General features: G+C 70.1%; 19 protein-coding genes and 1 pseudogene. 11 read left to right on the forward strand and 9 right to left on the reverse strand.

Annotation, left to right across the window (positions count from 1 at the left end; translation table 11 throughout):
• Positions 1-104: 104 nt before the first annotated feature.
• From SCAB_RS13285 to SCAB_RS13305, 5 genes are all read right to left on the reverse strand, one after another.
• Complete coding sequence (locus SCAB_RS13285) at positions 105-1,580, reverse strand: cytochrome P450 (protein ID WP_037728643.1); 1,476 nt, start codon at positions 1,578-1,580, stop codon at positions 105-107.
• A gap of 146 nt (positions 1,581-1,726) precedes the next feature.
• Positions 1,727-3,970 (reverse strand): HelD family protein, encoded by a 2,244-nt coding sequence (locus SCAB_RS13290; protein ID WP_013000584.1) that lies wholly within the window; start codon positions 3,968-3,970, stop codon positions 1,727-1,729.
• Between the two features lie 175 nt (positions 3,971-4,145).
• The gene (locus SCAB_RS13295) at positions 4,146-4,460 is read right to left on the reverse strand and encodes a thioredoxin family protein (protein WP_037729220.1); all 315 of its coding nucleotides are present in this window, start codon (positions 4,458-4,460) and stop codon (positions 4,146-4,148) included.
• A 14-nt stretch (positions 4,461-4,474) separates the two neighbouring features.
• Positions 4,475-4,903: a MerR family transcriptional regulator gene (locus tag SCAB_RS13300; RefSeq protein WP_013000586.1), complete on the reverse strand. Its 429-nt coding sequence runs from the start codon at positions 4,901-4,903 to the stop codon at positions 4,475-4,477.
• 239 nt (positions 4,904-5,142) lie between these two features.
• The gene (locus SCAB_RS13305) at positions 5,143-6,546 is read right to left on the reverse strand and encodes a cation:dicarboxylate symporter family transporter (protein WP_013000587.1); all 1,404 of its coding nucleotides are present in this window, start codon (positions 6,544-6,546) and stop codon (positions 5,143-5,145) included.
• A 467-nt stretch (positions 6,547-7,013) separates the two neighbouring features.
• Between SCAB_RS13305 and SCAB_RS13310 the strand changes: the two genes are divergently transcribed.
• Both SCAB_RS13310 and SCAB_RS13315 read left to right on the forward strand, forming a co-directional pair.
• Positions 7,014-8,759: an ATP-binding protein gene (locus tag SCAB_RS13310; RefSeq protein WP_041669163.1), complete on the forward strand. Its 1,746-nt coding sequence runs from the start codon at positions 7,014-7,016 to the stop codon at positions 8,757-8,759.
• Positions 8,756-9,439 carry a response regulator gene (locus SCAB_RS13315; RefSeq protein ID WP_013000589.1) on the forward strand — a complete coding sequence of 228 codons (684 nt, stop codon included), beginning with the start codon at positions 8,756-8,758 and terminating at the stop codon, positions 9,437-9,439. Before SCAB_RS13310 ends, SCAB_RS13315 begins: the two co-directional genes overlap by 4 nt.
• Before the next feature lie 9 nt (positions 9,440-9,448).
• Here SCAB_RS13315 and SCAB_RS13320 read toward each other — a convergent pair whose 3' ends face one another.
• Entirely contained in the window at positions 9,449-10,042 is a 594-nt protein-coding gene (locus SCAB_RS13320) for a hypothetical protein (RefSeq protein ID WP_173402871.1), read from the reverse strand.
• A 29-nt stretch (positions 10,043-10,071) separates the two neighbouring features.
• Between SCAB_RS13320 and SCAB_RS13325 the strand changes: the two genes are divergently transcribed.
• From SCAB_RS13325 to SCAB_RS13345, 5 genes are all read left to right on the forward strand, one after another.
• Positions 10,072-10,974: a 5'-methylthioadenosine/S-adenosylhomocysteine nucleosidase gene (locus tag SCAB_RS13325; protein ID WP_231884991.1), complete on the forward strand. Its 903-nt coding sequence runs from the start codon at positions 10,072-10,074 to the stop codon at positions 10,972-10,974.
• A 109-nt stretch (positions 10,975-11,083) separates the two neighbouring features.
• Positions 11,084-13,009: a tetratricopeptide repeat protein gene (locus tag SCAB_RS13330; protein WP_013000592.1), complete on the forward strand. Its 1,926-nt coding sequence runs from the start codon at positions 11,084-11,086 to the stop codon at positions 13,007-13,009.
• Positions 13,010-13,082: 73 nt separating this feature from the next.
• A complete protein-coding gene (locus tag SCAB_RS13335) occupies positions 13,083-14,486 on the forward strand; it encodes an extracellular solute-binding protein (RefSeq protein WP_037728634.1) in 1,404 nt (467 codons plus the stop codon).
• A gap of 10 nt (positions 14,487-14,496) precedes the next feature.
• Positions 14,497-15,390: a carbohydrate ABC transporter permease gene (locus SCAB_RS13340; RefSeq protein WP_037728633.1), complete on the forward strand. Its 894-nt coding sequence runs from the start codon at positions 14,497-14,499 to the stop codon at positions 15,388-15,390.
• Between the two features lie 5 nt (positions 15,391-15,395).
• Positions 15,396-16,220 carry a carbohydrate ABC transporter permease gene (locus SCAB_RS13345; RefSeq protein ID WP_013000595.1) on the forward strand — a complete coding sequence of 275 codons (825 nt, stop codon included), beginning with the start codon at positions 15,396-15,398 and terminating at the stop codon, positions 16,218-16,220.
• Between the two features lie 15 nt (positions 16,221-16,235).
• On the opposite strand, the gene SCAB_RS13350 is transcribed toward SCAB_RS13345, so the two are convergent.
• On the reverse strand, positions 16,236-18,593 hold the full coding sequence (locus tag SCAB_RS13350; RefSeq protein ID WP_041669167.1) for a tetratricopeptide repeat protein: 2,358 nt from the start codon (positions 18,591-18,593) through the stop codon (positions 16,236-16,238).
• Between the two features lie 123 nt (positions 18,594-18,716).
• On the opposite strand from SCAB_RS13350, the gene SCAB_RS13355 reads away from it, so the two are divergent.
• A complete protein-coding gene (locus SCAB_RS13355) occupies positions 18,717-19,589 on the forward strand; it encodes a 5'-methylthioadenosine/S-adenosylhomocysteine nucleosidase (protein WP_013000597.1) in 873 nt (290 codons plus the stop codon).
• A gap of 163 nt (positions 19,590-19,752) precedes the next feature.
• Positions 19,753-21,681, forward strand: a complete 1,929-nt coding sequence (locus SCAB_RS13360) for a tetratricopeptide repeat protein (RefSeq protein WP_374194940.1) — start codon at positions 19,753-19,755, stop codon at positions 21,679-21,681.
• 62 nt (positions 21,682-21,743) lie between these two features.
• Here SCAB_RS13360 and SCAB_RS13365 read toward each other — a convergent pair.
• Positions 21,744-22,181, reverse strand: a pseudogene (locus SCAB_RS13365) (PPOX class F420-dependent oxidoreductase); the annotation flags it as partial.
• A gap of 107 nt (positions 22,182-22,288) precedes the next feature.
• On the opposite strand from SCAB_RS13365, the gene SCAB_RS13370 reads away from it, so the two are divergent.
• Positions 22,289-23,068: a helix-turn-helix domain-containing protein gene (locus SCAB_RS13370; RefSeq protein ID WP_013000600.1), complete on the forward strand. Its 780-nt coding sequence runs from the start codon at positions 22,289-22,291 to the stop codon at positions 23,066-23,068.
• Between the two features lie 48 nt (positions 23,069-23,116).
• Here the strand turns inward: SCAB_RS13370 and SCAB_RS13375 are convergent, their stop codons facing one another.
• The gene (locus SCAB_RS13375; protein WP_013000601.1) at positions 23,117-24,142 is read right to left on the reverse strand and encodes an ATP-dependent 6-phosphofructokinase; all 1,026 of its coding nucleotides are present in this window, start codon (positions 24,140-24,142) and stop codon (positions 23,117-23,119) included.
• Positions 24,143-24,420: 278 nt separating this feature from the next.
• Between SCAB_RS13375 and pta the strand changes: the two genes are divergently transcribed.
• Positions 24,421-26,526 carry a phosphate acetyltransferase gene (gene pta, locus SCAB_RS13380; RefSeq protein ID WP_013000602.1) on the forward strand — a complete coding sequence of 702 codons (2,106 nt, stop codon included), beginning with the start codon at positions 24,421-24,423 and terminating at the stop codon, positions 26,524-26,526.
• The last annotated feature ends 16 nt before the right edge of the window (positions 26,527-26,542 follow it).

Genomic DNA, 26,542 nt, shown 5'->3' on the forward strand with positions numbered 1-26,542 from the left:
CAAGGGGCGCAGCCCCTCGATGGGGGTACCTCCCGCTCGAGCGAAGTCGAGAGTGGGGGAGGGAAGGGTAGGGGCGGCGGGGGCGAAAGAATCCCGGCCGCCCCTCACCCCCTCCGCCCCCCGGACATCATCCGCCGCAACGCCCCCAGCAACCCACTCCCCACCCGCTCCCCCACCGGCTCCGGAACCGGCTCCACGGCCACCCCCGCCTCCCCCGGCGACCCCACCGACGGAGTCACCGACGGAACCCCGGCCGCCCCGCTCCCCTCCCGCCGCCGCACCGCCCCCCGAGCCGCACTGTGCCCGGCAAGCTCGTACCGCACCGGCAGCAGCCGCAGCCCACGCACCACCGGCCCCGACCGCCACGGCAGCTGGTCCGGCGGCAGGGTCAGCTCCGCCCGCGCGAAGTGGTCGAAGATCCGCCCGACCGCGGTGGTCACGATCGTCCCCGCCAACTCACGCGCGGCGCTGGGACACTGGTGCGGCCCGGCACCCCACGCCAGATGCGCCCGCGTACTGATCGCGGAGTCGACGAGGTGGGAGGACCCGGTCGCGAGCAGATCGCGGTGCGCGGCCGCCACCGACGGCGACACGATGTCGCCCGCCCGGATCACGTAGTTCCCCAGCCGCACATCACGCGCCGCGAAGCGGAAGCACAGGTTGGCCGTCGGCGGATTCACCAGCGCCGCCCGGTTCACCGTCTCCCCCAGCTGCCCGTCGGACAGGCTCCGCCGGACCGTCGCGTTGCCCCGCAGCACCTCCAGCAGCGTGTTGCAGACCATGTTGCCGGTGATGTCGTTCAGGTAGACCGCGTTCATGAACAGCTCACGGCCCAGCTGTTCGTCGCTCAGCGTGGGGTCGGAGAGCAGCATGTAGGAGGTCAGGTCCTCGCCGGGACGCGAGCGCCGATGGGCCGCCAGCCGGGTCATCGCGCCCAGTGCCCGTCCGGTGGCCGGCCCCGCGTCCGGCCCGCCGTCCAGCATCCGCCACAGGTCCATGACCATCTCGTCGCCGAGTTCGACGGGGCAGCCGAACAGCCTGGTCGTGACCATGAGGAGCAGCGGCCGGGTGTACTGGGCCGCGAGATCGGCGAACCCGCTCGTCCCGGACTCGGCCGCGAGCAGGGCGATCAGCTCGTCGGCGTACCGTGCGACGGCCGCCCGCAGCTCCCAGCCCTCGGGCGAGTGGCCGTCCTGGAAGGGCCGCATCGCCGAGTGGTAGCTCAGCCGGGCGCGCCGGTGCTCCTCGTCGTCGAAGAACATGGTCTGCCGGACCTCGTACCCGGCGAGGAGCGGCCAGTCCTTCGGCAGCCGCCCCTCCGCCCGGGCCCGCCAGTGCCGGACGTCCCGCCGCCAGACGCTGTCGTTGCGCAGGACCTCCAGCACCTCGCGGTAGTCGAGAACCAGCCACGCCGGTACCCCCATCAGCCCCACCGGCGCCACGGGGCCGTAGGTGCTCCGCAGCCGCTCGTAGACGCTGCCCGGGTCCGCGTCGAACTCCGAGGTCAACAGCGGCTCCACGCGCAGCGATTCCAGGCCGGGGCCGCCGGCCGGAGCGGCCGCGAACGGATGTGTTTCCATGACCGACACGCATACCGTATGAACCGTGCACGAGCAGTGACGATGACCGTAACTGTTACGGGTTGGTGATCCCGGATGCACCTGTGGTGACGGTGGCGGGAACGCCGTCTGGCGGGTAGCCGCCAGACGGCCCCCGCCCGTCGACTTCACGCCACCGTCAGTTCCTCCGCCAGCGCCGGGGGCAGGTCCTCGGCGTGCACGACGCCGAGCGACTGCGTCGCCCGGGTCAGCGCGACGTACAGATCGCTCGTGCCGAGGCGGGCCGGCTCGACGACGAGGACGGAGTCGAACTCCAGCCCCTTGGCCTGCCGGGGGTCGAGGAGGACGACGGTCCTGGTCAGATCGGGTTCCGCGCCCGCCGTGACCCCGTCCAGCCGGGCGGCGAGCGCCCGGTGCAGCTCGCGTGGCGCGATGACGCCGAGCCGCCCCTCGGCCGGGGTCAGCTCGGCCGCCGCCTTGGCGACCGCGGCGGGCAGCTCCTTCGCCGCCGCGCGCCGCGCCCAGGGGCGTACGCCCGTGGACCGTACGGAGCTGGGCGGTTCGAAGTCCGGCCGCTCGGCGCGGACGACGCCGGCCGCGACCGCCATGATCTCGGCGGGGGTGCGGTAGTTGACCGCGAGGCGGGTGTGCTCCCAGCGGTCCTGGACGTACGGGGCGAGGATGTCGGCCCAGGAGCCGACGCCCGCGGCCTCCGCGGTCTGGGCCGGGTCGCCGACCAGGGTCATCGAGCGGGTCGGCGAGCGCCGCATCAGCAGCCGCCAGGCCATCGGCGACAGCTCCTGCGCCTCGTCGACGATGATGTGCCCGAACGCCCAGGTGCGGTCGGCCGCCGCCCGCTCGGCGGCGCTGCGGTGGTCGTCCTCCTCGTGCCGCTCCGCGAACCGCTCGGCGTCGATGATGTCGTGCGCGGACAGCACCTCGGAGCCGTCGGGGTCGCTGTCCTCCTTGTCCTCGAACTCGTACGTCCGGGAGGCGTACGACACCTCCAGCACGCCCTGGGCGAAGGCGATCCGGGTCTCCCGCTCGCGCTCGGCGCGTGCCCGCGCCGACCGGTCGTCGTCGCCGAGCAGTTCGGCGGCCTCGTCGAGGAGGGGCACGTCGGCGACGGTCCACGCCCGGGTGACCGGACGGCGTACGGCGTCGGCGTCCTCGGCGGACAGGTACGCGTCGGGTTCGGCGAGGAAGCCGGCGATCAGGCGGCGCGGGGTGATCCGGGGCCACAGCCGGCCGATGGCCGACCAGACCTCGGGGTTCTCGGCGAGTTCGTCGCGGATCTGGGTGATGTCGCTCGCGTCGAGGAGGTTGGTGCCGTCGTACGGGTCGGTGCCGATGCGTTCGGCGACCATGTCCGTGAGGGTGTTGAGGATGTGGCCCTCGAAGTGTTCCCGGGCCTCGTTGTGCGGGAGTTTCGCCTCGCGGGTGCGCTCGCGGGCGACCCGTACGAGGTCGTCGTCGAGCATGAGGATCTCCCGGTCGTGCTCGATGGCGATCACCGGGTCGGGCAGGGTCTGCCGGTCCCGTACGACGGCCGCGAGCACGTCGGCCATGGCGGCGCTCCCCTTCACCCGGGCCGCCCGCGGGGTGTCGGCCGCGGTCGCCCGTACGCCGGGGAACAGTTCGCCGACGGTGGCCAGCAGGACGCCGGTCTCGCCCAGCGAGGGGAGCACCTCGCCGATGTAGCCGAGGAAGGCGGGGTTGGGGCCGACGACGAGGACGGCGCGCTTGGCGAGGAGTTCGCGCTGCTCGTAGAGGAGGAAGGCGGCCCGGTGCAGGGCGACGGCGGTCTTGCCCGTGCCGGGGCCGCCCTCGACGACCATCACCCCCTGGTGCGGGGCGCGGATGACGCGGTCCTGCTCGGCCTGGATGGTCTGCACGATGTCGCCCATGCGGCCGGTGCGGGCGGAGTCGAGGGCGGCGAGCAGGACGGCGTCGCCGGTCGGGTCCTCGTAGCCGGTGCGGGTGGCGTCGCCGAGGTCGAGGATCTCGTCGTGCAGGGCGGTGACCCGGCGGCCCTCGGTGGTGAGGTGCCGGCGGCGGCGCAGGCCCATCGGGGTGTGCCCGGTGGCGAGGTAGAAGGGGCGGGCGACGTCGGCGCGCCAGTCGATGAGGATCGGGGTGCGCTCGGTGTCGTCCTCCCGCAGCCCGATCCGGCCGATGTGGTGGACGTGACCGTCGGCGAGGTCGAGCCGGCCGAAGCAGAGGGAGCCGTCCACGGCGTTCAGCGCGGCCAGCAGCCCCGAGCGTTCGGCGACGAGGACGTCCCGCTCCAGCCGGGCCTGGCGGGGGGTGTGGCCCTGGGCGAGCGCGTCCGTGACGGACGTCTCGGTCTCACCGCGCAGGGCGTCCACACGGGCGTACACCCCGTCGATGAATTCCTGCTCGCGCCGCAATTCATCGTGTGAATCATGCGAAAAGCCGGTGTTTGACAATTCCACTCCCGCCCGGATATACTGTGCTCACTGAACTTCCTTGCGACTCAATTCCATTGAAGTCGCGAACCGTCAAATATACGCAAGAAAATCCCCCGAGCGCAATTGCTCGGGGGATTTTCTGTGTGTGCGGGATTCAGAGCACGTCGGCGAGTTCCTCCAGCAGCCGCCGCTTCGGCCGCGCGCCGACCATGGCCTTCAGCGGCTCCCCGCCCCGGAACACCATGAACGTCGGCATCGACAGCACCCGGTAGGCGTTGGTGGTCTCCGGATTGGTGTCCACGTCCAGCTGCACCACCTTCAGCCGCCCGCCCTCCTGCTCGGCGAGGGCGCTGAGCACCGGCCCCATCTGCCGGCAGGGCGGACACCAGTCGGCCGTGAACTCCACCAGCACCGGCAGCTCCGCCCCGATCACCTCCGCCTCGAAGTCCGCGTCCGTCACTTCCGCCACACCGGCCGCCCTGATCACAGCTGTCCGCCTCCCAGTTCACACCCCGGCTCCGGACCCCCCGGAACCTCCGCCTCGGCCGCCAGCCGCTCCCGCGCCCGCTCGGCCCGCGCCAACTGCTCGCCGACCGACGCCCGCACGGCCGCCAGCTCGCCGATCAGCGCGTCGAGTTCGTCCAGCTTCCGCCGGTACACCGCCAGCGACGCCGGGCACGAGTCGCCCTCCGGGTGCCCCGCCCGCAGACACTCCACGAAGGGCCGCGTCTCCTCCAGGTCGAACCCGAAGTCCTGCAGGGTGCGGATCTGCCGCAGCAGCTTCAGATCGCCCTCGTCGTACGTCCGGTACCCGTTACCGGCCCGCCGCGCGGGCAGCAGCCCCCGCGCCTCGTAGTACCGCAACGCCCGTGTCGTCGTCCCGGCCCGTTCCGCCAGCTCCCCGATGCGCATAGGAGGACCGTATTCCTTGACCCCGGCGTCAAGGAAAGCCCGGGCGGACGGGGAAGAAGACGGCAAAGGCCGAGCGGCCAGGTCTATAGGGGGAGGACCTGGCCGCTCGGTGTTCCGGGGTGCTTGTTCAGTTGTCCTTCGTGGAACCGTACGGCCGGGTCTACGGGGGGAGGACCCGGCCGTACGGGGTTCGCGGGGGCCCGGCCGGACAGGGCTTCGGCCCTGTCCGGGGCGGAGCCTCACGCCTTGGCGAGTTCCTTCTCGCCGTCGGGCTCGGCGGCGGCCGCAGGCGCGGAGCCGTGACCGTCGTCCAGCAGCGTCTTCTCGTCGAAGGGCAGCTGTCCGGCGAGCACCTCGCCCACGCGCTCCTTGTCGATCTCCTTGGTCCAGGTGCCGATGAGGACCGTGGCGACCGCGTTGCCCGCGAAGTTGGTGAGGGCGCGGGCCTCGCTCATGAAGCGGTCGATGCCGACGATGAGGCCGATACCGTCCACCAGGGCCGGCTTGTGGGACTGCAGACCGCCCGCGAGGGTCGCCAGACCCGCGCCGGTGACACCGGCCGCGCCCTTGGAGGCCACCAGCAGGAAGAGCAGCAGCGGGATCTGCTCCCCGACCGACATCGGCGTACCCATCGCGTCGGCGATGAACAGGGACGCCATGGTCATGTAGATCATGGTGCCGTCGAGGTTGAAGGAGTAGCCGGTCGGGACGGTGATACCGACGACGGGCTTGCTGACACCCAGGTGCTCCATCTTCGCGATGAGGCGCGGCAGCGCCGACTCGGAGGAGGAGGTGGACAGGATCAGCAGGAACTCACGGCCCAGGTACTTGAAGAGCGTGAAGATGTTCATGCCCGCGACGACCCGCAGCAGCGCGCCGAGCACGATGAAGACGAAGAGGAAGCAGGTGATGTAGAAGCCGAGCATCAGCACGGCGAGGCTCTTGAGGGCATCGATGCCCGCGGAACCGGTCACGGCGGCGATGGCGCCGAAGGCACCGATCGGGGCGGCCCACATCACCATCGCGAGGATGCGGAAGACGAGGCGCTGGATGTGCTCGACACCGCGCAGGATCGGCTGGCCGGAGTCGCCCATGGCCTGGAGCGCGAAGCCGGCGAAGAGGGCGACGAGCAGCGTCTGGAGGACCTCGCCGCCGGTGAAGGCGGAGACGATGGTCGTCGGGATGATGCCCAGCAGGAACTCGGTGGTGTCCTTGGCCTCCGCCGACACCTGCGCCTGGCCGGTCTCCTTGATCGCGTCGGTGACCGCGAGGCCGGTGCCCGGCTCGACGATGTTGCCGACGACCAGGCCGATACCGAGGGCGACCAGCGACATCACCGTGAAGTAGGCGAGGGCGATACCGCCGACGGCGCCGACCTTCGCGGCCTTCCGTACGGAACCGATGCCCAGCACGATCGTGCAGAAGATGATCGGCGAGATCATCATCTTGATCAGGTTCACGAAGCCGGTGCCGATGGGCTTCAGCTCGACGGCGAAGTCGGGGGCGATGAGACCCACGGCGATACCGAGGGCCACGGCCACGATCACGGCGATGTACAGGTAGTGGGTGCGGTCCCGCTTGGCGGGAGCGGTAGGTGCCGTATGGGTGCTGCTGGCCACGGCGGCCCTCCTCGTCGACGACATCGTCGGCTCGCTGTTCCGGCGTGCGGCTCACGACCGGGGGAATTCGGGAGACGGTCTCCCAGGGTGGGAACCGGCGGGTTCCCGGGTGGGAGACCGGCTCCCGGGGCGGGAGCCGGCGGGCTCCCGGAGCCGGCAGCTGGGGGACTTCCGGCGGCGGTGGGAGCGGGGCTCCCTGGGGTGTGGGAGCCGGGGCTCCCGGCGGTGGAAGCCGGCGGGCTTCCGGACCGGAAACGGGGAGGTTTCCGGCGGTGGGAGCCGCGAGGCTCCCGGGGGTGGGAGAGATGTCTCCCGGGGGTGGGAGACGGGCTCCCGGCGGCTCGGGGTTGGGGGTCCCGGTGCGGGAGTCGTCCTCCCTGTCGGTGTCCATGTGCTGGACGAGTCGATGCGCTGACTATCCCCCGCCCTGTGAGGGCGGTCACCCTTCCGTTCATTTAGTTCACGCCAACCCGTGCGTGCAGACTGTTGCCATGCGCGTCCCGCACCGCCTCCGCCCCCGCAGCCTGGCCGGCCAGCTCTTCGCCGTGCAGGCGGTGCTCATCGCCGCCCTCCTGGCCGGATACGCGCTGTTCACCTACGTCAGCGACCGCTCGCAGGCGGAGGAGGCGGGAACGCGTCAGGCCCTGGCCGTGGCCGCCACCGTCGCGGACGCCCCCTCGGTACGGGCGGCGATCCACACGTCCGACCCCACCGAAAGGCTCCAGCCGTACGCCACCGAGGTGCAGCGGCACGCCGGCGTCGACTTCGTGACGATCATGACCCCCGACGGCATCCGCTGGACGCACCCGGACCCCGACCGGATCGGTGAGCACTTCCTCGGCCACATCGAGAAGGCGCGGCAGGGCGGCTCGATCACCGAGACCTACACGGGCACCCTCGGCCCCTCGGTCCGCGCGGTCACCCCGATCATGGAGAACGGGAAGGTCATCGGCCTGGTCAGCGCCGGTATCCGGGTCCAGGCGATCAGCGACCGGGTCCAGGAACAGCTCACGGCCCTCGTCGGCGTCGCCTCCGGTGCGCTGGCCCTCGGCGGCATGGGCACCTATGTCGTCAACGCCCGGCTGCGCCGCCACACGCACAACATGAACGCCGCCGAGCTGAGCAACATGCACGACTACCACCAGGCAGCCCTGCACGCCGTGCGGGAGGGCCTGCTGATGCTCGACGGGCAGTACCGGGTGGCGCTCATCAACGACGGCGCCCGGGAGCTGCTGGGGCTGACGGACGACGCGGTCGGCCGCTCGGTGGCGGAACTGGGCCTGCCGGCCCCGCTGACGGGCGCCCTGCTCTCCTCCGAGCCGCGGGTGGACGAGGTGCTCCTCACCGCCGACCGGGTGCTCGTGGTGAACACCTCCCCGGTGTCGGGCGGCCAGCGCCGGGGCACGGTGGTCACGCTCAGGGACGTGACGGAACTGCAGTCCCTCACCGGCGAGTTGGACTCCGAGCGCGGCTTCACGCAGGCCCTGCGTTCCCAGGCGCACGAGGCCGCGAACCGTCTCCACACGGTCGTCTCGCTCATCGAGCTGGGCCGCTCGGACGAGGCCATCGACTTCGCGACGGCGGAACTGGAACTGGCGCAGGCCCTCACGGACCAGGTCGTCGCGGCGGTGAGCGAACCGGTTCTCGCCGCCCTGCTGCTGGGCAAGGCGGCCCAGGCGAACGAGCGGGGCGTCGAGCTGGTGGTGTCCGAGGACAGCCGCATCGACGACGGGCTGCTCCCCCGGTCGCTGCCCGCCCGTGACCTGGTGACGGTGCTGGGCAATCTGATCGACAACGCCGTGGACGCGGCGCAGGGTTCGGTGGGGGCGAGGGTGACGGTGACGGCCTACACAGCCGGGACGGCCTGCACGACCGGCACGGCCGGGACGGACCGGACGGACGGCGCGGACGGACCGGCGGACGACCCCGTGCTGGTACTGCGGGTGTCGGACACGGGCAGCGGCATAAACCCGGCCCACGCGGAGGCCGTGTTCGAGCGCGGCTTCTCGACGAAGCCGGCGGGCCCCGGCGGCCGCGGGCTCGGCCTGGCCCTCGTACGGCAGACCGCGCGCCGGCACGGCGGCACGCTGACCGTGGCGGAGGCGGCCGGGGGCGGGGCCCAGTTCGAGGTACGGCTGCCGCTGGGCACGAGCGGTGGCGAGCGGCCGGTCCCGGCCGTGCGGGACAAGGCGGACCGGGCCCCTCGGGCCGCAGTGGCTGGAGGCGACGACGTATGACCGGTGCCGATCCCATCAGAGTCCTGGTCGTCGAGGACGACCCCGTGGCCGCCGACGCGCACATGATGTACGTCGGCCGTGTGCCCGGCTTCGCGGCGGTCGGCAAGGCCCACACGGGCGCGGAGGCGCGGCGCGCCCTGGAGCGCATGCCGGTGGACCTGCTGCTGCTGGACCTCCATCTGCCGGACGTGCACGGTCTGCAACTGGCCCGCTCCCTGCGGGCGGCGGGGCACCACGCGGACGTGATAGCGGTGACGTCCGCCCGGGACCTGACGGTGGTCCGGGAGGGGGTGTCGCTGGGCGTGGTCCAGTACGTCCTGAAACCGTTCACCTTCGCAACACTCCGTGACCGTCTCGTGCGCTACGCCGAGTTCCACGCGGCGGTCGGCGAGGCGAGCGGCCAGGACGAGGTGGACCGCGCCCTGGCGACCCTGCGGGCCCCCGGCCCGGCGGCCCTGCCCAAGGGGCTGAGCGCGCCGACCCTGGAGCGCGTGACGGTGGCCCTGCGCGACGCGAACGAGGGCCTGACGGCGGCCGGGGTCGCGGAGACGGTGGGCATCTCCCGCATCACGGCCCGCAGGTATCTGGAACACCTGGTGGACGCGGGCCGGGCGGCCCGAAGCCCGCAGTACGGGCAGGTGGGGCGGCCGGAGCTGCAGTACCGGTGGGTGAAGGGGTAGTTGGGCGGGTCAGTCGGAGGCAGCGCCGGAACCGCTGGGCCCGCTCGGCCCGCCGAAGGGCTTGGCATAGATGACAACCTGGGCGCCGAGTCCGACGACGGTGAGGCCTTCGAGGGCGGACAGGACGACGAGCCCGGTGCTGGTCCTGCCGCTGACCCAGTACACGAGCAGCCCGGCGAACGGAACGACGCAGAAGGCCAGCAGATCGATCCCGCACTGTACGGCTTTACGCGACCGCCTGCGCGCGTCGGCCCGGTGCGCCATCTCCCAATCGAAAACCTTCTCCGCGCCGGCGAGCCGAGCGAGCTGCGGCCCGAGATCCCCCCGAACGTACGCCCCGATCGCCGAGATCTTCTCGTCGTTGACAAGGTAGGTCCATCCGAGCACCACGCAAACGGGCGGCAACGCGAGCAGCATGGCCGACTGCTTCGCCTGCGCGGCGGCGGCGATGACGGCCGCGAGCACTGTGAGCGTGACGTAGAGCAGATTGTCCCGGAACCCAATCCGCGTCTTCTGCTCATCCTTCACGGTCTGGTACTCAGTCAGCAGCAGCTGCCCGACGGTGACGTGGCCGTCCCGCTCCTCCGACACTGTGTCTCCCAATCGTTACTCCTGATGCCAACATGGGCCCCGTGTACTCGACTTGGACGTACCTTAAGGGTGTGACGCAACCCACTGTGGCGGTGCTGACCGCGTTGTCGCTGGAGTACCGGGCCGTACAGGGCCATCTCACGAACTTGCGGAAAGTCGAAGACCCACGGTCCGGGACCAGGGCCTTGGTGGGCCAACTGCCAGTTACGCCATGGTCCGTCGCCCTGCTGCAATCAGGCGAGGGCAGCGTGACGGCCGCCGTACTCACCGAACGCGTCCTGCGCTGGCTCGACCCTGAGGCGGTGCTCTTCGTCGGGGTCGCGGGAAGCCTCAAGCGCGACATCGAAATCGGTGACGTGGTCGTGGCGACCAAGGTGTATGGAATCCACGGCGGCAAGGACACACCCCAGGGTTTCCTGGTCCGCCCGGAGGCTTGGCGCGCTTCCTACCGCCTGATGGAGGCTGCCCGCGATGCCCTGCGGGACGACCCACACGTGCACCTGAAGCCGATCGCCACCGGAGACGTGGTCCTGGCCGCCGCCCGGTCCGCGCTCGCGGAACACCTCCGGACGCACTACAACGACGCCGCCGCCATAGAGATGGAGGCCTCAGGCGTCGTCGCCGCCGCCGAGCTTGCCGGCAGCCACGCCCTCGTCATCCGTGGCGTCAGCGACCGCGCCAACGCCGCCAAGTCCCGTGCCGACGCCCAGGGTTCGCAGCTCCGAGCCGCCACGAATGCTGCTGCCGCGGCGATGGCCGTATTGCGGGAGTTCCGACCGTTCAGGGGTGGGCCGGAGTTCGGCGAAGCGTCCAGGGACTCCGAGGAGGGACCCCATCGACGGGCCAGTTACGAAGGGGATCACCTCGACTTCCGGGGCAGCACCTTTCACGGGCCCTTCGTCGCCAAGCAGGTCGGTCGCGAACAGCACGGCGGGAGACGCTAGCCCGCACGTTTCGAAGGCTGGCTCCGGAAACGCCGGGGAGCCACACGCGCGGGCCGCGCTTCCGGCTGTCCCTGCGGCGTTCACCGGTCGGGACGACGACCTGGCCCGGGTGTTGCCGGTCCTGGATCCGCAGACCGAGTCCGACCCACCGGTGGGCATTTGCCTGGTGTCGGGGCTTGGAGGGATCGGTAAGACATCGCTGGCGTTGTACGCCGCGCACAGGGCGGTCGGAGAGGGCTGGTTCCCGGGTGGGGCGCTCTTCATCGACTTCCGTGGGTACGATGTGGACCCGCTCACGACAGAGCAGGCGCTCCTCGCCCTCCTGGAAGGGCTTGGCATACCAGGCGACGCGGACGTACCCCGGACATCAGCGCACCGGTACACCCGGTACCAGCAGCGGCTCGCCGCCCGGTACCCCACGCTGCTCCTCTTCGACAACGTCTCCCCGGGAACCGGGCTGGACCGTCTGCTTCCCGGTACGCATCATCACCGCGTGCTGATCACTTCGCGTTACCGGCTCACCGACCTGGATGCCCGGTTGATCAGCCTCGACTCGCTCCAACTGGAGCACGCGGTCAGCCTCGTCGAAAAGTCCCTCCGCATCAGCGACGAGGATGACGACCGCGCCACGCACGAGCCCGAGGCCATTGCCAGGCTCGCCGCCCTGTGCGATCGCCATCCCTTGGCGCTGCAGATCGCCGTCAGCATGCTACGCAAACACCGATACCGTCCCATCGTCTCACTCGCGAACGAACTCGATGTCACGGCCAACCGCACGAAGACGCTGGGGCTTCAACGGATCCTCGACACGGCCTACGGCCAACTACTCCCGGACGAGGCGCGCCTGTTCCGCCTGTTGTCGCTGGCCCCCAGGTCCGAGGTGAGCAACGACGCAGCCGTGGTCCTGGCCGACCGGGACGCGGACCGGGCAGCAGGGCTCCTGGCCGACCTCGCCTCGTACCACCTCGTCACGCCTGTGTCGGTGAACGGGACCGTTCGGTGGCGACTGCACGACATGGTGAGGGAATATGGCGCGAAGACCGTGTCGAGAACAGCGTCTCTCAGGGAAGAGGGCGAGGCCGCCCGAGAACGGATGCTGGAGTTCTACCGGCAGCGGGCGGGCGACGCCGAGGCGGTCCTGCGGAAGGTGTCGGGAAGGTCCGGCCAAACCCAATTCGCCAACCGCACGGAGGCTTTGGCCTGGCTGGGCGCGGAATGGCCGAGCATGATGGCCGCGGTTCAATGGTGCCGCGTGCAGCGACATGCTCATGGCGCGGTCCGCCTGGCCCTGGCTCTTATGGATCACGGCCTGAACAGGAGCCGGAGTTTCGACGACTGGATCACGATCGTTCGGCCCGCCTGCGAAGCCGCCGCCCAGTTGGGCGACCCGGTTGTCACGGCCCAGCTGTGGAACAGCCTTGGCTTCGCTCTGCAGCAGACGGGCCAGTGGTACGCAGCGATGGACACCCACACACACGCGCTCGAACTGTACCGGGCCGGCAACAGCCTGCAAGGTGAGGCTAAGGCCCTGTACAACCTCGGTCTGACCTTGCTGCATCTCGGCCAGGTGGAGAAAGCGATCGAATTGCTGACCAATGCCGGTGAACTGCATAAGGCCGCCGGAAATCCCCGTGGTGAGGCAACGACGCTCCTTGGCCTCGCTGATGCCGAGTTGGCAGCACGACGTCTGAACAAGGCGATCGCTGCATGCACGCGTGCACACGAGCTGTGCCAGGCCGAGGATGATCTCCCAGGCCAGGCCATGGCGTGGTCGAGCCTCGGCTCGCTCTTGCAGGAGTCGATGAGGGAGCGCGAGGCGCTGGAGGCGTACGGCACGGCCGCGCGGTTGTACTGCGAGTTGGAGGACTGGCAAAGGGCAGGACTGCACTCGCAGTGGATCGCCCGCATTCATGACGCTGCGAACAATCGGCAAGAAGCACGAACCCACTACCTGAGGGCCGCAGAAGCCTTCGCCCTCGCCAAGAACCACGACCGATCCATCGAGTGCCAGATGTTCGCAGACGCATTGACCTGACTAGACCATTCCTCGTACGGTCACCGGGCACCCACCCCGGCCACAACGACGTAGCCAGCAGGAGGTCGTGCCCGTGCGCCCCACCGCACCTCGCCCCCACCGCTCGCCCCTCCGTCTCCTCCTCACCGCGGCCCTGGCGGTCACCGCGCCCGGCGTCCTCACGGCCTGCGGCAGCGGGTCCGGCAGCGACCCGGACACCGTGGAGATCTCCTACAAGCAGTCCACGGACAACCAGGTCCGGGTCATGGACACCTTCCTCGCCGACGTCAGGAAACAGTTCGAGAAGGCGAACCCGGGCAAGAAGGTGAAGCTCGTCCCGATCAAGGCCCCGGACTCGGAGTACTACACCAAGGTCCAGCAGATGCTGCGCTCGCCGAAGACGGCACCGGACCTGGTCTACGAGGACACGTTCCTCATCAACTCGGACATCACCAGCGGCTATCTGAAGCCCCTCGACGACTACCTGGCCGACTGGAAGGACTGGGACCAGTTCATCGGGACGGCCAGGACGGCGGCGAAGGCCGAGGACGGAAAGACGTACGGCGTCCCGGACGGCACGGACACCCGCGGCCTGTGGTTCGACAAGGCGATCTTCGCGAAGGCGGGCCTGCCGGCGGACTGGCAGCCGACAACGTGGGAGGACGTGCTCGACGCCGCCCGCACCATCAAGGAGAAGGTCCCGGACGTCGTTCCGCTGAACGTCTACACGGGCAAACCGGCCGGTGAGGCCGCCACCATGCAGGGCTTCGAGATGCTGCTCTACGGCACGGACGGGGCCACGGCCGGTGGCGCCGACCCGCTGTACGACGCGAAGGCGAAGAAGTGGAAGGCGGGCACGCAGGGGTTCAAGGACGCCCTCGCCTTCGTGGAGACGGTCTACAAGGAAAAGCTCGGCCCGGAGGTCTCCGACGCCCTCGACCCCAACATCGCGACCCGGGTGCGCGGCGAACTGCTCCCCGAGGGAAGACTCGGCATCAACCTCGACGGCTCCTGGCTCCCCCAGGACTGGCTGCCCGGCAGCGGTCACGCATGGCCGGAATGGTCGGAGAGGCTCGGCCTCGCGTACATGCCCACCCAGAACGGCCGGGCCCCCGGCAAGGTGAGCATGTCCGGCGGCTGGACCTGGGCGATCCCCGCCAAGGCCGGGAATCCCGACCTCGCCTTCGAGTTCGTCAGGACCATGCAGACGAAGGCGAACGCCCGGAAGTGGTACATCGCCAACTCGGGGATCGCGGTCCGCAAGGACGTGGCCGAGGACCCGGCGTACGTGCGGGCCCAGCCCGGCATCGCGTTCTTCACCGACCTGGTGTCGAGCACGCACTACCGGCCCGCCTACCCGGCGTATCCCAAGGTCTCCACGGCCGTCCAGGAGGCGATGGAGTCCGTGACCACGGGCGACGCGTCCGTGGCCGAGGCGGCGGAGAACTACGACGAGGAGCTGCGCCGGGCCACGGACGACCAGGTGATCGAGGAATGAGCCCCCGCGCATGAGGGGGCCGGCCGTGGAGGGAGCACCCCGCCCGGCGTTCCGGGCGCTCGCCCGAGCCCTCCCCCTCACCCCCGCGACCGTCCTCCTCGTCCTCTTCCTCGCCGGCCCCATCGCCTACTGCGCCTACATCGCCTTCACCGACCTCCAGCTCACCGGCCAGGCCGAGGACTCCTTCATCGGCTTCGAGAACTTCCGTACGGCGTTCGGGGACGAGGCGTTCCTGAACGCGGTCTGGCTGACCCTGGTCTTCACGGTGGTTTCGGCGCTGCTGGGCCAGAACACGCTGGGGCTGGCGCTGGCGGCGCTGATGCGGCGCGCCTCGAAACCCGTCCGCACCCTGGTCGGCGGCATCGTCGTCACGGCCTGGGTACTCCCGGAGGTGGTGGCGGGCTTCCTCCTGTACGCCTTCTTCCGCCGGGAGGGCACTCTGAACGCCGTCCTCGACTGGCTCGGTCTGCCCACCCAGAACTGGCTGTACACGCTCCCGATCCTCGCGGTCTCCTTCGCGAACGTCTGGCGGGGAACGGCGTTCTCGATGCTGGTCTACTCGGCGGCCCTGAACGAGATCCCGAAGGAGATCACGGAAGCGGCGGAGATGGACGGCGCGGGCGGCTGGCGGCGGATGTGGCACATCACGCTCCCGATGATCCGCCGCTCCATCGGGACGAACCTCATGCTGATCACGCTCCAGACCCTGTCCGTCTTCGGCCTGATCTGGGTGATGACGCGAGGCGGCCCGGGCGGCAGGAGCCAGACCCTGCCTCTCTTCATGTACGAGGAGGCGTTCCAGAAGAGCATGATCGGCTACGGCACGGCGGTGGCGCTGCTGCTGCTGGTGGTGGGTTCGCTGTTCTCGGTGATCTATCTGCGGCTGCTGCGGACGGAGGTGTGAGGGCCGTGGCCTGCCTGAACACACGCCGGTGGGCGGCGGACACTGCTCTCCTGGTCATCGCGGCGGCCTTCGTCCTCCCCCTGGCCTGGGTGATCCTCTCGTCGGTGGACCCGGAGGCGAACCTGACGGTGAAGGTCCCGGACGGCGTGACCCCGGACCACTTCGACGCGGTGCTGACCCCGGAGATCACCTTCACGCCGCTGCTCAACAGTCTGCTGCTGTGCGGCGGAGGAACAGCGCTCACGGTGCTGTGCGCGGTGCCGGCGGCCTACCCGCTCTCCCGTTTCCGCTCCCGCCTGAACCGTCCCTTCCTCCTGACGATCCTCTTCGCGACGAGCCTGCCGATCACGGCGATCATGGTCCCGGTGTACGCGCTGTTCGTCCAGGTGAACCTGATCGACACCATGCAGGGCACGATCCTCTTCTTCGCTGCCTCCCAACTGCCTTTCGCCATCTGGCTGATGAAGAACTTCATGGACGGCGTTCCGAAGGAGCTGGAGGAGGCGGCGTGGACGGACGGCGCGTCGATGCCGCAGTCGCTGCTGCGGGTGGTGCTCCCGCTGATGGGACCGGGCGTCGCCGTGGTGACCGTCTTCTCGTTCGTGATGATGTGGGGGAACTTCTTCGTCCCGTTCATGCTGCTGCTCACACCGGAACAGATGCCGGCGGCCGTCAGCGTCAACGAGTTCTTCGGGAACCGGGGGACGGTGGTCTACGGGCAGCTGGCGGCGTTCTCCGTGATCTACTCGACGCCGGTGATTTTGTTGTATGTGGGGGTGGCAAGGCGGTTGGGTGGGGGGTTCGCTCTGGGTGGAGCGGTCAAAGGATGAAGGGAATGGACCGCGTTATTCCAAAGCCTTGGCCTGGGCTCGCACTTGGGCAGCCTCGGTGCTGGCGTTGGCACGCGCGAAAGCGTCGGCGGCCCGAAGCCAGTGGATGCGGGCGTCGGTGAGGCGCCGGGCGTTCTCGTGAACGATCGCCAGGTTTTGGAGAGCCAGGGCAGCCCTGTACCAGTCCTCGAACTTGCCGAAGATTTCGGCGGCCGTACCGTACGCCTCGACCGCATCCTCCACCCGGCCTGCTTCTTCCATGGCGAGACCTAGGTTGTTGCACGCCCTGGCCTCACCGAGGCTGTCTCCGACGGCCTGGCACAGTTCGAGGGCTCGACTGTGCGCATCGATCGACTCATCCACCCTCCTCGCCTCCCAATGGGCAAGACCCAGGTTGTTCCACGCAACAGCCTCGCGTTGTCGGTCCCCGGCGGCTTGATACAAATCTCGTGATCGGAGGAGCGCGTCGATCGCCTCGCTCTTGCGCTTTACCTCCGCCAGCGCCAAGCCGAGGTTGTTCCAGGCCATGGCCTCGCCAAGTGGGTATCCGGCGGAATGGAACAACTCGCGGCAGCGCCCATGGGCATCAATCGACTCTCCTGCTTTACCCACTTCCTGCAGAGCAAGGCCTAGGCTCGTCCAGGCCCCCGCCTCACCGACCTGATCCCCAACCCGTTGTGCTGCCTTACGCGCTGCATCGGAAACAGTGATCCAGTCATCGAAGTACCGTCGCCAAGCCAGATACTCCCCCAGACACTCAGCCAGCCTCACTGCCACTTCCGCGAACCGGACCTCTCGCCCCCAGGACACAGCCGCCACCAAACCGGCCCGCTCACCATCACACCACTCCAGCGCCTCCTCACGGTCCGCAAATCGATCCGGCTCCGCCTTTCCGGGCAACCACCGCAATCGCTCATCCGCATCCGACACCGTTCGGTGATACAGCCCCATCACTCGCTCGCGGGCCACCTCCCCTTCTTCCGACAACCCCGCATCGCCCGCCACCACACCCGCCCCGAACTCTCGCACCAAGTCGTGCAACCGCCACCACCCATGCCCACTCCCACGATCGACAAGGTGTGCCCGAGCGAGCGCGCGCAGCTCTGCCAGTGGTGGAGCCTTGACCCCTACCAGCGCGGCAACGACCTCGTCGCTCACCTCAGGCCCCGGTGCTAGGGCTAGCAGGCGCAGCAGCCGGGCCTGTCCGAGCGGCAAACGCCGATACGACAGGTCGAAGGCGGCACGGACGCTACGTTCCCCGTCGTCGAGTTGCGCCAGCCGATCACGCGATGCCGCAAGCTCATGGGTCAGTTCCGCGATCGTCATGCCCGGGTCCTCCACCAGCAGCGCGGCTGCGATCTGAAGTGCCAGCGGCAGGTGTCCGCAAAGCCTGGCGAGCCGTCCGGCCGCGTCGACGTCGTCCGCAACGCGGCTGTCCTCGGGCGAGGCGGTCCGTAGGGCGAGGTCGAGCAGCCCCCGAGCATGCTCCGGCGTGAGCTGGTCCAACGGTACAAGCCGAGCCCCGAGTTGCGTGAGCCGGTCTCGCGAAGTGACTAGAACCCGGTGCCGATCGTCGCCCGGCAGGAGCGCCCGTACCTGTTCCGGCGACGACGCGTTGTCCGCCAGCACCAGCACCGCCCCTCGCTCTCTCCCCCTCTCCGCGAGCACCGACCGATAGAGGCTCGCCCGGTCATCGGCCCTGACCGGAAGCTGCTCCGGTTGCACCCCCAGCGCCCGCAGCAACGACTGAAGCGCCTGATCAGCGGTGACCGGCTCCTCGTCGTACCCGTGCAGGTCGACGAAGAGCACTCCGCCCGGGAACCACCCCTGGCCACACGCCAGATGCGCGGTCTCGACGGCGAGCGCTGTCTTCCCGATGCCGCCCAGCCCGGACACGGCGCTGACCAGAACCGCCGCCGAGCCGCCGAGCGCCCGCAGCAGCTCGGCCGTCTCACCGTCCCGTCCGGTAAACCCACCTGGCCGCGGCGGCAGCGAGGCCAGGGCCTCCGGCGCGGCGGCGGCCCCACCGAACTCGATCACGACCTGAACCCCGATCGCCTCGCGGAGGAAGATCCCGCCCCGGAAGTCGCAGTGGTCCCCGCCGTACCAGGCTGCCCCACTTCCCGGCGCATGCCGCTCCATGGCCGCCGCCACGGCGCCCGCGACGGTCGGCTCGTCGGCGAGCAGGCCGGCCAATCGCTTGCCCCACTCACGTACGGCCTCCCGCCGTGCCGGCTCCCGCGCGGCCTCGGCGATTTCCACGACCGACGCCCCGACCTCCAGCCCGAGCGACCGTGCCAGCGACTCCACCGCCCGGCGCCCGTCTTCCCCGCACGCACCCTCGAACAGAGCAGTCAGCAACGCCGCCCTCATGTGCCCGTGGACCCCCGTTCCGCACCGTGAGAGACAAAGGTAGCTTCGACGGCAGACCCGGCCGCCCACCACGCCGGAGCCAACTGGCGGCCCTTGTAGCAGACTTGGCAGTACCGTGGACAGGTGACCAAACCTGACACACACCCCGTATCAGTCGTCGTCCTCACCGCGCTCCCGGTCGAGTACGCCGCCGTACGCGGCCTTCTGACGGACCTGGAGCCCGAAGAACAGGTCCACGAGGACGGCGCCCGGGTCGAGGTGGGCCGGATCGAGGGCACTTCCTGGACCGTCGCGATCTCCGAGCTGGGCGAGGGCGCGGTGCACGCCGCCGCGCGCGCCACCCAGATCGTCGGCTGGCTCCGCCCCGAGGTGCTGCTCTTCGTGGGGGTCGCAGGCGGGCTCAAGGACGACATCGAGATCGGTGACGTGGTGGTCGGCACGAAGGTGTACGGCATCCACGGCGGCAAGCAGACCACCAAGGGGTTCCAGGCCCGGCCCGAGGTCTGGCACGGGTCGGGCCGACTGGTGCCGGCCGCGCGTTCCGCGCTACGCGATCTGCCGGACGTACGGGGTCACCTGAAGCCGATCGCGTGCGGTGACGTCGTCCTGGCCGACGACAGGTCCGCGCTCGCCGAGCACATCCGCCACCACTACAACGATGCCTGCGCGATCGAGATGGAGGGCTCGGGCGCGGCCCACGCGGCCCATCTCAACGGCCAGTTGGACGCTCTGGTCGTCCGGGGCATCAGCGACCGCGCCAACCGCCAAAAGCACAAGGCGGATGCCTCGGGTTCACAGGAGTTGGCCTCCAAGCAGGCCGCGGCCGTGGCAATGGCGGTCCTCCGTAAACACCGGCCGCGCGGCGACGGTTCCTCCGGCTCCCAGGAGGGACCCTTACGCGGCAACGAAGGCGGAGCCACTTACGGCGGCGATCACATCGACTTCCGAGGGGGAACCTTCTACAGGCCCGTCACCGGCAAGTCGGACGGACGGTAGCGCGGAGAACCTGCCGCAGGGCCAGGGACCGGTCCACGGCCCGGTCCCGGTCGCGACCACCACCCTCCGGGCCCGCTCACCCGGCTTCATCGGCCGCGAGGCGGACCTGGCCCGCCTGCTCCCCCGCCTCGGCCCCTCCTCGGACGAGGGCACACCGCTCCTCATCTCGGCCGTCACCGGCATGGGCGGCATCGGCAAGACGGCCCTCGTGGTAGAGGCTGCGCACCGGGCATGGGCCAAGAGCTGGTTCCCCGGCGGCTTCCTCTTCGTCGATCTGCGCGGTTACGACGACAACCCGGTCACAGCGGACCAGGGCGTCCTGGCCCTGCTGGACGCGATGGGGGTACGGGGGACGGACCTCCCACCGACGGCAGCACGCCAGTACGACGCCTACCGCGCGCTCCTCACCGAGCGGCGAGATCGCACACTGCTAATCCTGGACAACGCCTCCGACCCGTCCCAGTACCTCCCTCTCCTCCCCGGCACTGACCACCACCGGGTGGTGATCACGTCGCGAGACCGCCCGGACTCCCTCCCGATACGCGTCATCGACCTTGAGACGCTGGACCCGGACGAGTCCGTCGCGCTCATCACTCACGCGCTGCACTACGCCGACGAACGCGACGACCGGCCCTCCCGTGAACCGAGTGTCCTACGCGAACTCGTCGCTCTCTGCGGCCACTTGCCCCTGGCTCTCCAGATTGCCGCCGCGATGTTACGACGACGCCGTCACCGGCAGATCGCATCATTGTTGGAGGACATCCGAGAAACCGGAGACCCCACGGCCACGCTGGACAGCGGCAGCCCTGGCACCGACCTGCACAGCCAGTCACTGGCCCTCCGGCCGGTGCTGGAGACCTCCTACCGCCGGCTGCCGCCGGACCAGGCCCGGTTGCTGCGGCTGCTGTGCCTGGCTCCGGGCGCGGATACCGGGACGGAGGCGGTGGCCGCCATGACAGCTCTGGACAAGAAGACAGCCTCGTCCCTGCTGGAGAGTTTGGCTGCTGCGTACCTGGTCACGCCAGTCCGGGGCGATCAGGGGACAGCTGCCGTGTTGCGGTGGCGGTTGCATGACCTGGTGCGGGTGTTCGGGGTGGGAGTAGTGGCGGGGGATGCGGGGCTGTGGGAGGAGGGGAAGGTGGCGCAGGAGCGGCTGCTGATGTTCTACAACGAGTGGGCGACTGCCGCTGATGAGCGGTTGCAATGGTGGCCCGGGAGAGCGGAGCCGGAGCGGTTCGCGGACCGGAGGGAGGCGTTGGCCTGGTTTGACCAGGAGCGGGCGGGACTGGTGGAGGCAGCGCTCTGGGCGCGGGAGGAAAGGTTCGCGAGTACAGCGATACGGCTGGCCGACTGTCTGCCCGATTATCTCGACTGGCGGCGGTACTTCGACGACAAGATCGCGGTCACACGTGCCGCACAGGAGGCAGCGCACCGCGCCGGGGACAGTCTCAACGAGGCTGTCGCATGGAACAACCACGGCACCGCCCTGCGGGATGCGGATCGAGTGGAGGAGGCGATCGACGCCCTTACCCACGCCCGCGACCTGCACCAGAACAGGAGAGACCCCCGACGCGAGGCCGACACTTGGAACAATCTCGGCCTTGCCCTACGAGACGCGGGGCAAATCGCGGAGGCGATCGACGCCCTTACCCACGCCCGCGACCTGCACCAGAGCACCGAGAACCGCCGCGGCGAGGCCACGGCGTGGAACAACATCGGCGCCGCCCTGCAGGAAGCGGGTCGGATGGAGGAGGCGATCGACGCCCACATCCGCGCCCGCGACCTGCACCAGAGCACCGAGAACCGCCGCGGCGAGGCCATGGCGTGGAACAACATCGGCGCCGCCTTGGGAAAGTCGGGCCAACCGGAGGAGGCCATCACAGCATTCGGTAAAGATCTGGAGATCTGCCGCGAGCTCGAGGACTGGTACGGGGTAGGCCAAAGCCTAGGCAACCTGGCCCTAGCCCTCCTAGCCGCCCACCGTCCCGCCGAAGCCCGGGCCCACTGGCTCCGAGCCTGCGACGCCTACACCCGGGCCAACGCCCCCGCCGAAGCCACCCAAGCCCGCGCCCGGGCCAGTGTATCGGGCTGAGCCACCCTCTGACCCGGTCCAAGGCCCCGGCCCGGCAGCATCGCCCAGCGAAACTGATACTCCAGCACGCCGGCCCGGAACGGCTCCACCCCCACCACGCGCCGCACCCGCACCGGCTCGATCAGGATCATCAGCCGCCGCTCCCCGGGCAGCAGCCACGGATAGCGCTCCTCCCCGATGTACTTCCGGGTGAGCCGGTCCATGGCGCGCAGGGCGTCGTCCCCCTCGACGAACCGCGCCACCCGCCCCCGGATCTCGGCCCGGTCGTAGGGGTTGCCGGTGTCGTGATGGGACAGGGACACCTGCGGATTGCGGCGCAGGTTCTCCTCCTTCACCCGCCCCACGGAGGTGTTGACCATGACGTACTCGGTGTCGCCGACGGCCTCGATGTCCACCCACATGGGTGATACCTGAGGCGCGCCGTCCGGTCCGACCGTCGCCAAGTGCCAGAAATTCGGCGCCAGTAGGCGCTCGCGTATGTGTCCGTCCAGCGGTGTCATGCGGCATCCCTACCCACGCCGCCCGTACCGCCACAAGGCTCCCACCATCCGTGAGTGTGGCCGAACAGTCCGTAGTCAGCGCCGTCCCGCGGTCCTACGGTGTCCGCGTGCACCGACGCTCAGCCCATGAACACGGACCCGAACAGCCGCTCCCGCAGCCGCACTCGGACCCCCGGCCCACCGACGCCCCCGCCCCGCCCTTCGACGCCCCCGCCGCCCGCAGCCTCCGTATCGCTCTCGGGATGGGGCCCGAGCACGTCGCGTACGGCATGCGCTCCTCGTACGGGCTGCTCCATGTCACCCCCGACCTGGTCGCCGCCTGGGAGGGCGGCGGCGTCCCGCCCACCGGGCCCGAACTCACCGCGCTGGCGGGGGTGTTGTGGTGCTCGACGGCCGAACTCATCGGCACGCCCCGGACTTTGCGCGAGCACCGCACGGCCCGGGGCCTCGCCGCCGAGGACGTGGCCCGCGCGGCCGGGCTCGAACTCTCCGCGTATGTACGGACGGAGGAGAGTGAGGAGTGGCACGGCACGGACCGTCAGGCCGCCGCCCTCGGGGTCGCGCTCGACCTCTCGATCCCCGAACTCGTCATCGCCCTGGGCTTGGAGGGCCGCCTCAGGGAACTCCTCCACGACGCGGTGACCACTCGCTGGCCGGCGCATGTGCGGCCGGCCGCCAGGCTGTTGTCCTTCGACCGGCACCTCGACCGGCATCTCCTGGAGGACGTCCTGCGGGAGATGCACACCGAGTACCAGAACCTGGTGGCCGCCACCCTCACCTGGGCCAACGGCACCGCCGCCACCGACTCGGGCGACGCGGGCCGTGACTATCTGGACCAGATCCTGGGCCACTTCTGGGCACTCGTCCGGAGAACGGCGGCCCGCTGAAGGGGCCGGACGGACCCCTCCCCGGCGACCGGTCCGGAACCAACCGGTCTAGAACACCGACTCCGCCTCGTCCATGCGGTCCTTGGGCACCGTCTTCAGCTCGGTCACCGCCTCCGCCAGCGGCACCATCACCACGTCGGTGCCGCGCAGGGCGGTCATCCGGCCGTAGTCGCCGCGGTGCGCGGCCTCCACCGCGTGCCAGCCGAAGCGTGTGGCGAGCACCCTGTCGTAGGCGGTCGGGGTGCCGCCCCGCTGGATGTGGCCGAGGATGACGGGCTTGGCCTCCTTGCCGAGGCGCCGCTCCAGTTCGTAGGCGAGCGCGGCACCGATGCCCTGGAAGCGCTCGTGCCCGAACTGGTCGATCTCGCCGTGGCCGTAGTCCATCGAGCCCTCGGCGGGGTGGGCGCCCTCCGCGACACAGATGACCGCGAACTTCTTGCCGCGCGCGAAGCGCTCCTCGACCATCTTCACCAGGTCGGCCGGGTCGAAGGCGCGCTCGGGCAGGCAGATGCCGTGCGCGCCCGCCGCCATCCCGGACTCCAGCGCGATCCAGCCCGCGTGCCGGCCCATGACCTCGACCACCATCACACGCTGGTGGGACTCGGCGGTGGTCTTCAGGCGGTCCATCGCCTCCGTGGCGACCCCGACCGCCGTGTCGAAGCCGAAGGTGCGGTCCGTCGAGGAGATGTCGTTGTCGATGGTCTTCGGGACGCCGACCACCGGCAGGCCCGCGTCCGACAGCATCCGCGCGGCCGTCAGCGTGCCCTCGCCGCCGATCGGGATCAGTACGTCGATACCGAACCGGTGTGCCATGTCCTGCGCGCTCTCGCACGCCTCGCGGAGGCGGTCGCGCTGGAGGCGGGAGGAGCCGAGCATGGTGCCGCCGCGGGCGAGGATGCCGCTGACGGACTCCAGGTCGAGGGTGCGGTAGCGGCCGTCGAGCAGTCCGGCGTAGCCGTCCTCGAAGCCGATGACCTCGTCGCCGTACTGGGCGACCGCTCGGTGCACGACCGACCGGATCACTGCGTTCAGGCCCGGACAGTCGCCGCCTGCGGTGAGAACTCCGATACGCATCGTGCTGTGTCTCCTGATCGTCCTGATCGTCCTGCTCGGTACTGGTACTGATGAGCCAGTCCGATTGTTTCACGGCTCCCAGGGGGTCGCCGCGCCCGACCGCCGCCGCCCGGCACCCCCGCGCGGACCACTCCGGGCTGATGGGCGCCTTATCCATGGTCAAGGGTATTGTCAAGAGGGTTTCCGTCCGCCACGGCGGTGATTTTCACCCCTGCCGGCCGAGCCCCCGCCAACCGCACCACACGTCCTACACGTCCCACGAGAAACGGAGAGCACACGTGACGCGCAGCGTGTACGTGACCGGGATCGACCGCGGCGACGGCCGCCAGGTGGTCGAGCTGGGGGTGATGGAGCTTCTCACCCGCCAGGTCGACCGGGTGGGGGTGTTCCGGCCGCTGCTGCACCACGGGCCGGACCGGCTGTTCGATCTGCTGCGCGCACGATACCGGCTCACCCAGGACCCGGCGACCGTGTATGGCATGGACTACCACGAGGCGTCCACGCTCCAGGCCCAGCACGGCACGGACGAGCTGGTGTCGGCGCTCGTCGACCGCTTCCACGCCGTCGCGCGCGACTTCGACGTCGTCCTCGTCCTCGGGACCGACTTCGCCGACACCCAGTTCCCGGACGAGCTCTCCCTCAACGCCCGGCTCGCCAACGAGTTCGGCGCCTCCGTCATCCCCGTCGTCGGCGGGCGGGGGCAGACCGCCGAGTCCGTGGCCGCCGAGACCCACAACGCCTTCCGCGCGTACGACGGCCTCGGCTGTGACGTGCTCGCCATGGTCGTCAACCGGGTCGCGCCCGCCGACCGGGACGACATAGCCGAGCGGCTCGGGGACTCCCGGCTGCCGCTCCCGGCGCCCTGTTACGTCCTGCCCGACGAGCCGGCTCTCTCCGCGCCCACCGTCGCCCAGATCACCCACGCCCTCGGCGGCACGGTGCTCCTCGGCGACGACTCGGGCCTCGCCCGTGACGCGCTGAACTTCGTCTTCGGCGGGGCCATGCTGCCCAACTTCCTGAACGCCCTGACCCCGGGCTGTCTGGTCGTCACCCCCGGCGACCGCGCGGACCTGGTCGTCGGCGCCCTCGCCGCCCACAGCGCCGGCACCCCGCCGATCGCCGGTGTGCTGCTCACCCTGAACGAGCGGCCCAGCGAGGAGGTCCTGACCCTCGCCGCGCGGCTCGCGCCCGGCACCCCCGTGGTCGCCGTCGAGACGGGTTCCTTCCTCACCGCCTCCGAACTGTTCTCCATGGAGGGCAAGTTGAGCGCGGTGACCCCGCGCAAGGCGGAGACCGCGCTCGGCCTGTTCGAGGGTTACGTCGACACCGCCGAGCTGCGGAGCAGGGTCTCCGCGCCGAGCAGCGACCGGGTCACGCCGATGATGTTCGAGCACACGCTCCTCGAACAGGCCCGCTCCGACAAGCGCCGTGTCGTGCTGCCCGAGGGCACCGAGGAGCGCGTCCTGCACGCCGCCGAGGTGCTGCTGCGGCGCGGGGTCTGCGACCTCACCCTGCTCGGCCCGGTGGAGCAGATCCGCAAGAAGGCCGCCGACCTGGGCATCGACCTGGGCGAGAGCCAGCTGGTGGACCCGGCGACCTCCACGTGGCGGGACAGGTTCGCCGAGAAGTACGCCCAGTTCCGCGCCCACAAGAACATCAGCGTCGAGCTGGCCTACGACGTGGTGTCGGACGTGAACTACTTCGGCACGCTCATGGTCCAGGAGGGGCTCGCCGACGGCATGGTGTCGGGGTCCGTGCACTCCACCGCCGCCACCATCCGGCCCGCGTTCGAGATCATCAAGACCCGGCCGGACGCGGACATCGTCTCGTCCGTCTTCTTCATGTGTCTCGCCGACAAGGTGCTGGTCTACGGGGACTGCGCGGTCAACCCGGATCCGGACGCCGAGCAGCTCGCCGACATCGCCGTCCAGTCGGCCGCCACCGCACGGCAGTTCGGGGTCGAACCGCGGATCGCGATGCTGTCGTACTCCACGGGGACCTCCGGGTCGGGCGCCGACGTCGACAAGGTGCGCCGTGCCACCGAGCTGGTGCGCGCGCGGCGCCCCGATCTGCTGATCGAGGGGCCGATCCAGTACGACGCCGCCGTGGAGCCGAGCGTCGCGGCGACGAAGCTGCCGGACTCCGAGGTCGCGGGCCAGGCGACGGTGCTGGTCTTCCCGGACCTCAACACCGGCAACAACACCTACAAGGCCGTCCAGCGGTCGGCGGGCGCGCTCGCGGTGGGCCCGGTGCTGCAGGGGCTGCGCAAGCCGGTCAACGACCTGTCCCGGGGAGCGCTCGTCCAGGACATCGTCACCACGGTCGCCATCACGGCGATCCAGGCCCAGACCTCCGCCGCCGCCCTCGGCGACCCCGGCAAGTGAACCTCGTCAGGAAGCA

It is taken from the genome of Streptomyces scabiei 87.22, assembly GCF_000091305.1.
In the GTDB taxonomy this organism is placed as follows: domain Bacteria; phylum Actinomycetota; class Actinomycetes; order Streptomycetales; family Streptomycetaceae; genus Streptomyces; species Streptomyces scabiei.